General features: G+C 48.8%; 7 protein-coding genes and 1 pseudogene. 7 read left to right on the top strand and 1 reads right to left on the bottom strand.

The features are described from left to right. Positions 1 to 678: pseudogene (locus RYL88_RS09995) on the bottom strand (DUF3971 domain-containing protein); the annotation flags it as partial. On the opposite strand from RYL88_RS09995, the gene mltG reads away from it, so the two are divergent. The 7 genes from mltG to RYL88_RS09960 form a co-directional block, all read left to right on the top strand. Next, positions 668 to 1,570, top strand: a complete 903-nt coding sequence (gene mltG / locus RYL88_RS09990) for an endolytic transglycosylase MltG (protein WP_314990992.1) — start codon at positions 668 to 670, stop codon at positions 1,568 to 1,570. The pseudogene RYL88_RS09995 and the gene mltG sit on opposite strands and share 11 nt — an antisense overlap. 64 nt (positions 1,571 to 1,634) lie before the next feature. Beyond that, the gene (locus RYL88_RS09985; protein ID WP_314990990.1) at positions 1,635 to 3,851 is read left to right on the top strand and encodes an NADP-dependent isocitrate dehydrogenase; all 2,217 of its coding nucleotides are present in this window, start codon (positions 1,635 to 1,637) and stop codon (positions 3,849 to 3,851) included. 12 nt (positions 3,852 to 3,863) lie between these two features. Next, on the top strand, positions 3,864 to 4,751 hold the full coding sequence (locus tag RYL88_RS09980; protein ID WP_314990987.1) for a malate dehydrogenase: 888 nt from the start codon (positions 3,864 to 3,866) through the stop codon (positions 4,749 to 4,751). Positions 4,752 to 4,871: 120 nt separating this feature from the next. Then, complete coding sequence (locus tag RYL88_RS09975; protein ID WP_314990985.1) at positions 4,872 to 5,498, top strand: NlpC/P60 family protein; 627 nt, start codon at positions 4,872 to 4,874, stop codon at positions 5,496 to 5,498. Between the two features lie 314 nt (positions 5,499 to 5,812). Continuing rightward, the gene (locus RYL88_RS09970) at positions 5,813 to 6,124 is read left to right on the top strand and encodes a 4Fe-4S dicluster domain-containing protein (protein WP_295140298.1); all 312 of its coding nucleotides are present in this window, start codon (positions 5,813 to 5,815) and stop codon (positions 6,122 to 6,124) included. Then, positions 6,121 to 7,281: a 2-oxoglutarate synthase subunit alpha gene (locus tag RYL88_RS09965; RefSeq protein WP_314990983.1), complete on the top strand. Its 1,161-nt coding sequence runs from the start codon at positions 6,121 to 6,123 to the stop codon at positions 7,279 to 7,281. The genes RYL88_RS09970 and RYL88_RS09965 overlap by 4 nt, the downstream gene beginning before the upstream one ends. After that, positions 7,271 to 7,582, top strand: a 312-nt coding sequence (locus RYL88_RS09960) for a thiamine pyrophosphate-dependent enzyme (protein WP_314990981.1), incomplete at its 3' end; no start/stop codon positions are given. The genes RYL88_RS09965 and RYL88_RS09960, both read left to right, overlap by 11 nt.

Genomic DNA, 7,582 nt, shown 5'->3' with positions numbered 1-7,582 from the left:
GATGTAGCCGTAGATCCAGTTTTTTATCTCTTTATCAAGCCCAGTTTTTGCGCCCAGCTCGTCCATAAAGCCACTTAGGCTAGTCGCGTTTATGTCGCTTAGCTCGTATGATAGCTCGCTTTTTTTGAGATTTACGGTAGCGTTTCCGTTTAGTTCGTGACTGGAAAAAGTACCGTTAAAATCATAAATTTGACGCCTCAAATCGGCATTACTAACGCCGCTTAAGGTGATGTTAAAGTCCTTAAACTCGAGTAGATAAACGTTTGCGGTTATGCCGTCCTCGGTATCTTTGAAATTTGAGCTAACCGCTAAAAACGGGCTATCTAGATAAAAAACGTCGTCTCTATAAAATAGCGTGGACTCGCTGTTTAAAAACTTAACGCGCTCGAGTAAAATTTCCTCAAACAGCCTGTCTATCCAAACGATATTTTTAGAAAGATCTAGCAGCGCGTCCTCGGAACTATCCTTGGCGCTTTGTTTAGGTATTTCGATATTTTGCGCGCGTAAAATTATTTTTTTATCGAGTTTTATATATAATTGCTCTATTTTAAAGCCGCCCGCGCCGATATTTTCTATCTCGACGCCGTGTTTTAGGACGGCTATAAAAACGACGAATATCAAAACCGCAGGGATCAAAATGCGCCAAATTTTCTTCATTATCAGCGAGATGATTTTCATATTTTTTCTGAGCTTTCTTGTTTATCTTAGCCGCCCGGTGAGCGTGAGCGAGGTCATTTTCGTGCCTCAGGGCAGTACGCTTGCGATTATATCATATCTAAGCGAAAAAAATACGGACGCAAATAAATTAGACGCCGTGATTTTGCGCGCCATGGGGCACGTGCAGGCAGGCTGGATAGATCTAGGCGCGGCAAAGCTTAGCAAGCTTGATTTTTTATATAAACTCACGACCGCAAAAGCGGCTCTAACGCAAATAACGCTAATTCCCGGCGAAACGACGGCCGTATTTTTACAAGAGGTCGCAAAAAAGCTAAATTTAAGCGAAGCTAAGCTAAATGAATTTTACTCCAAATTTGCTCCGCTAGAGGACGGCTTTTTGGTGCCCGAAACCTACAAAGTGCCTCTTGGCGTAAACGAAGAGCAACTAGCGGCGCATCTGGTAAATTTATCTAAAAAATCCCACGAAAAAACGGCGACCGAGCTACTCGGTAGCTACGACGAAAAGCGCTGGAGCGAGTATCTCGTGACGGCCTCGGTCGTGCAAAAAGAGGCCGCGAGCGAGGATGAGATGCCTCTTGTCGCCTCCGTCATCCAAAACCGCCTAAAAAAGGGTATGAAGCTGCAAATGGACGGTACGCTAAACTACGGACTGTATTCGCACGAGACGGTCACGGCCGAGCGCATACGAACCGATAAAAGCAAATTTAACACCTATCTAAATGAAGGCCTGCCGCCAAGCCCCGTCTGCACCGTGGGTCTAGCGGCGATAAAGGCGGCAACAAGGCCGGCGCAGAGCGAGTTTTTGTACTTCGTCCGAGATAAAAAGACGGGCAAGCATAAATTTAGCGCGACGTACGAGGAACACGTGGACGCGATAAACTCTCAAAGATAGCCCGCCAAAAGGCGTTTTAATATAAATTTAGATAAGATTTTGCGAAATTTAATTAGGAGAAAAGATGAGCGACATCGTCTATACCAGAACCGACGAATCCCCGATGTTTGCGAGTTATTCGCTGTTTCCGATCCTGCAGGCGTTTTTGCGCGCAGGCGGTATAGAGATAGTGCTGGCCGTCATTGGGCTTGCCGCGCGGATCATCGCCGATTTTAACGACAAGCTGCCGCCTGATTTTCGCGTGAGCGACGACCTTGAGATGCTGCGAAATTTGACGCAAGAAAAGCGCGCGAACATCATCAAGCTGCCAAATATCTCGGCAAGCTTGCCTCAGCTAAACGCCGCTATCACAGAGCTTCGCGCCAAAGGCTATGATCTGCCGCCGTACCCGTCCGAGCTGCAAACGCCGGAGGAAAAAGACGCGGCTGCCAGATACGCCAAAGTGCTAGGAAGCGCGGTAAATCCGGTGCTGCGCGAGGGCAACTCGGACCGCAGATGTGTTAGCGCGGTAAAACGCTACGCCCGCGAAAATCCATATAAAATCACTCCATTTGAAAAAGATAGCAAAACCGAAGTCGCCTATATGAAAGGCGGAGATTTTTACTCCTCCGAGCGATCGATCAGCTTTGAAACGGATGAAAATTTACGCGTCGAATTTATCTCAAAAAGCGGCGAAAAACGCGTGCTAAAAGAAAATTTGGCGGTAGAAAAAGGCGATATAATCGACGCTAGCTTTATGAGCGCGCGGGAGTTGGACGCCTTTATAAAAGAGCAAATCGTAGACGCAAAAGCAAAAAATTTGCTCTTTAGCGTGCATCTAAAAGCCTCGATGATGAAGGTGAGCGATCCCGTGATTTTCGGGCATTTCGTGAAGATTTTTTTCGCGGAGGTTTTTGATGAGTTTGCGGATGAGCTAAAAAGCGTAAACGTCAGCGAAAACAACGGATTAAAAGACCTTTTTGCGCGGATTTTAAATTTACCGCAAGCTACGCAGGAAAAAATCAAAGCCAAATTTGAGGAAATTTACACTGCAAGGCCAAATTTAGCGATGGTAAACTCGGCTGCGGGCATCACGAATTTACACGTTCCTAGCGACGTTATCATCGACGCTTCGATGCCCGCGATGATAAAAAACGGCGGTAAAATGTGGGATAAAGAGGGCATAGCTAGGCAAACCAAAGCCGTGATACCCGATAAAACCTACGCCGTGGTTTATGAAGCAGCGATCGCGGATATCAAGGCAAACGGCGCGCTAGATCCCGCTAAAATCGGCAGCGTATCAAACGTCGGACTGATGGCTAAAAAGGCCGAGGAGTACGGCAGCCACGATAAAACCTTCGTGATGAGCGAAGCGGGCGAGGCGCGCGTACTAAATGAAAAAGGCGAAATTTTATTTAAATTTGAGCTAGAAAAAGGCGATATATTTAGGATGACGCAGGTTAAAGACGTCGCCGTGCGAAACTGGGTCGAGCTGGCGCTAAAACGCGCAAAAATCACGGGGCAAAAGGCGATATTTTGGCTGGACGAAAACAGAGCTCACGACCGAGAAATCCTAAAAAAAGTAAGAGCGCAGCTAGCAAGCGCGGATACTAGCGGGCTTGATATAGAGATATTGTCTCCCGCGGCCGCTTGTAAAAAGTCGCTTGAGATCATGAGACGCGGCGAGGACTGTATCAGTGTCACGGGCAACGTCCTGCGCGACTACCTAACCGATCTTTTCCCGATCTTAGAGCTTGAAACCAGCGCTAAGATGCTCTCTATCGTGCCTCTACTGGAGGGCGGAAGTATCTTTGAGACGGGAGCGGGAGGTAGCGCACCCAGGCTCGCCGACCAGCTGCTGGAGCAAAATCACCTAAGCTGGGATAGCCTGGGAGAGTTTTTGGCCCTGGGCGCTAGTCTTGAGCAGTTAGCTAGCTTTAAGCAAAGCGCTGAGGCGCAAATTTTAGCCGATACGCTAAATGCGGCCGTAGAGCTCTATCTAAAAGAAAACAAAGTCCCGCGGTTTGAAGTGGGGCAGTTAGATACGCGCGCGAGTCATTTTTATATCGCGCTTTACTGGGCGAGCGAGCTTGCCGCTAGCGGCACCGAGATTGGCGATAAATTTAAGCTTATCGCCCAAAATCTCGCGAAAAACGAGAGCGCGATAGTGGCCGAAATAAACGCTGCGCAAGGACGAAAGATCGATGTAGGCGGATACTATAAGCCAGATGATAAAAAGGCGAGCGCGGCGATGAGGCCAAGCGCGAAGTTTAATCAAATTTTACAAAATCAAATTTTATAAAAAAGGAAAAAAATGAAAATTTCAGTTATCGGAGCAGGAAACGTAGGCGCAAGCGCGGCTAGCGCTATTTTGCTAAGAGGCATCGCAGACGAGATCGCGCTAGTTGATATATTCGGCGACGTGGCGCGCGCAAAGGCGATCGACCTATCTCAGAGCGCGGCGGTTTTCGGTCTGGACGCGAGCGTCGCGGGCGGAGATGATTTTGGGCTTATTAAGGATAGCGACATCGTGGTCGTGACCGCCGGAAGCCCTAGAAAAGAGGGGCAGACTAGAGAGGATTTGCTGCTAAAAAACGCAGGCATCGTAAAAGGTACGGTGGAGAAAATCGCTAAATTTGCCCCAAACTGCGTCATCATAAACGTAACAAACCCGCTCGATGCGCTCACGTACCTAGTCTATAAAACGAGCGGTTTTGATAAAAGCAGGGTGCTAGGAATGGCGGGTGAGCTAGACTCGGCGCGCCTAAAATACGAGATCTCTCAAAAAACCGGACTAAAAAACAGCGCCTTTAGCGCGCACATCATAGGTTCTCACAACGACGATATGGTGGCGCTGCAAAGCAACGTGAGCGTGGATCTGGGCAGCGAATTTGACGCGGTAGCGCAGGAGGCTAAAACGGGCGGCGCAAAGATCGTTAAGCTGCTTGGCACGTCGGCGTATTACGCTCCGGGTGCGGCTGCAGCCAAGATGTGTGAGGCGATAAAAACCGGCAGCGATCAGTGGCTAAGCTGCTGCGTGATAGATGGCGAGTGCGCGGGCGGTAGACTCGTTAAGCTAGGCAAAGGCGGAGTGCGCGAGATAAAAGAGCCAAGCGCGGAGGAAAAAGCAGCACTTGAAAAAGGCGAATCGCAAACTGCTGCAAATATCAAATTTTTAAAAGAAAGCGGGGTAATCGCGTAGCCGATGCTTGTAAATTATAAAATTAAAATTTACGCTCTATTTTTAGCCCTTTTTATTTCGGGTTGCGCTACGGTTTCGCCAAGCGCTCCAAAAAGCAGCACCCCGGTCGCGGCGCTAACGATGCAAAGCCAAATCCAAGCCGAGACTTCGCTAGAAAAGAGCAAAGTCCAAAACTCGGCAACCGAGGCGACGCAAAGTAAAATCGGCGGGTTTGACGTAAAAGAAAAGGTATTGCTTGACCTCATGCAAAAGTATATAGGCAAAAAAGACGGCGGCGATTGCTCCGGCTTCGTGACGCTGATTAATAGGCAATTTAGCCTAAATTTATTTGACGAAAACGAGCTTGATAAATTTTATACCGCTCGCGGGCTAAAAAGCGAAGCGATGTTTAGGCTTTACGAGAGCAAAAATTTGATCTCGTTTGAAAATCCCGAGGTCGGCGATTTGATATTTTTTAACAACACGACTAAAAGCACGAAAAATAACAAAAAAGCCAAAATAATCACGCACGTAGGCATCGTAAGCAGCGTAGAAAAAGACGGCACCGTGGGCTTTACTCATCATGCAAAGGGCAAAAATGCGGTGGATTTTATGAATCTAAACGATAAAAACGTCCGCAAAAACGGCAAAAAAGAGCTAAATTCATTTGTCGCGACTTGCAAGGATAAAAGCGCGTCGTGCCTTGCGTCAAATAGATTTGCCGGTTTTGGCAAAACGCACGCAAACGGGAAAAAATCCCGAATTTAGCGGCCGTTTTTTAAATAAACTCGTCGCCGTATTTTGGATAAATTCGGCGCGAATTTATCCAACCCGCAAAGTTTGATGTTGGACTTGATTGTTTACTGCGCCCTCTTTTTACCGCAGCGGTAGTTAAATTTAAGTTTAAAATTTATGCTGTAAATTTACCGCCCGCTAGCCTAAGCGCCGCGCAAAAGCGTTTCAAATTTTCCGACATAATCAAAAATTTATTTAAATTTAACTTTTACCGCGCGTTTTAAATACTAAATTTAACAAAATTGCTATAAAATTATCGTTACTAGTTAAATTTGATAAGGAAAAATATGCTGATACGAAACGACGTTCCCGTTTGGGTCGATATCTCGCGCTGTAAGGCGTGCGATATCTGCGTGAGCTGCTGTCCTGCGGGCGTGTTGGCGATGGCTGTAGAGCCGCGCGCGGTGCTAGGTAAAACGATCGAAGTGGTGCATCCGGAGGCCTGTATCGGGTGCAGAGAGTGCGAGCTGCACTGCCCCGATTTTGCTATTTACGTGGCGGAGAAGGGATTTAAATTCGCCAAACTAACCGCCGAAAGTAAAGAGCGCGCGACCGCCGTAAAAGAGAATAAATTTGAAAAATTAGAGGCGGAGCAATGAGCGAGTTTTTAAATAATAACGGCGGCAAAAGAGAGATCATCGCTAGCGGCAACGAGCTAGTCGCGCTTGCGGCGGTTGAGTGCGGGTGTAACTTTTTCGGCGGTTATCCGATCACGCCAAGTAGTGAGATCGCGCACGAACTAAGCGTGCTGCTGCCAAAGCACGGCGGCAAATTTATCCAGATGGAGGATGAGATCGCAGGCATCTCGGTAGCCCTTGGAGCCTCGATGAGCGGTGCAAAGGCGATGACTGCAAGCTCGGGCCCCGGCATCTCGCTAAAGGCCGAGCAGATCGGTCTTGGCTTTATCGCGGAGGTACCGCTAGTGATCGTAAACGTCATGCGCGGCGGCCCTAGCACGGGGCTGCCTACTCGCGTGGCGCAGGGTGATCTCCTACAGGCGAAAAACCCGACTCACGGCGACGTAAACAGCATCGTTATCGCGCCTTCAAGCCTAGAGGAGTGCTATACGCAGACCGTTCACGCGTTTAATCTCGCCGAGAGGTTTATGACGCCCGTGTTTTTACTGCTAGACGAAACGATCGGGCACATGCACGCAAAGGCCGTGCTGCCGCAGATTAGCGAGCTAGAGATCTACTCGCGCAAGCAGTTTGGCGGCGACCCTGCAGACTACCGTCCGTACAGGGCCGCAGCCGACGAGCCTGCCGTGCTAAATAAATTTTTCGGCGGTTACCGCTATCACGTCACTGGCCTGCATCACGGCGAGACGGGCTTTCCGACCGAGGACGGCGCTGTCGTGGACTACAACATCAAGCGCCTTTTTAACAAAATAAATGCGCACGCGCACGAGTTCGAGCTTTGCGAGGAGTTTATGCTTGAGGACGCGGAGATTTGCATTATCGCGTTTGGCTCCGTGGCTCGCGCGGCAAAGGAAGCGGTGCTAAATTTACGCGAAAAAGGCGTGAAAGTAGGGCTTTTTAAGCCTGTCACGCTATTTCCGACGCCAAGCGAAAAACTACGAGAAATCTCGGCTAAATTTAGCAAAATTTTGATCTGCGAGTTAAATTTAGGCCAGTATACGGGCGAGATAATCAAAGCTACGCTAAGAGAGGACTTTAAGACGCTGCTAAAAGCCAACGGTCACCCGATCAGCCCGCAAGAAATCGCGCAAAAAATAGGAGAATTTGATGGCATTTAACTACGACGACTACCTACGCACCGACAAAACGCCGACTCTGTGGTGCTGGGGCTGCGGCGATGGCGTGATACTAAAGGCGCTAATCCGCGCAATCCATAAGCTAGGCTGGGATATGAACGACGTGTGCGTGGTCTCGGGCATCGGCTGCTCTGGGCGCTTTAGCTCCTACATCAACTGCAACACCGTCCACACCACGCACGGTCGCGCGATAGCCTATGCCACGGGTATCAAGCTCGCAAACCCCGATAAACACGTCATCGTGGTAACTGGCGACGGCGACGGGCTAGCGATAGGCGGCAAT

It is taken from the genome of uncultured Campylobacter sp. (genome assembly GCF_963517995.1).
GTDB lineage: Bacteria > Campylobacterota > Campylobacteria > Campylobacterales > Campylobacteraceae > Campylobacter_A.
This window is presented reverse-complemented; position numbering and strand designations above follow the sequence as displayed.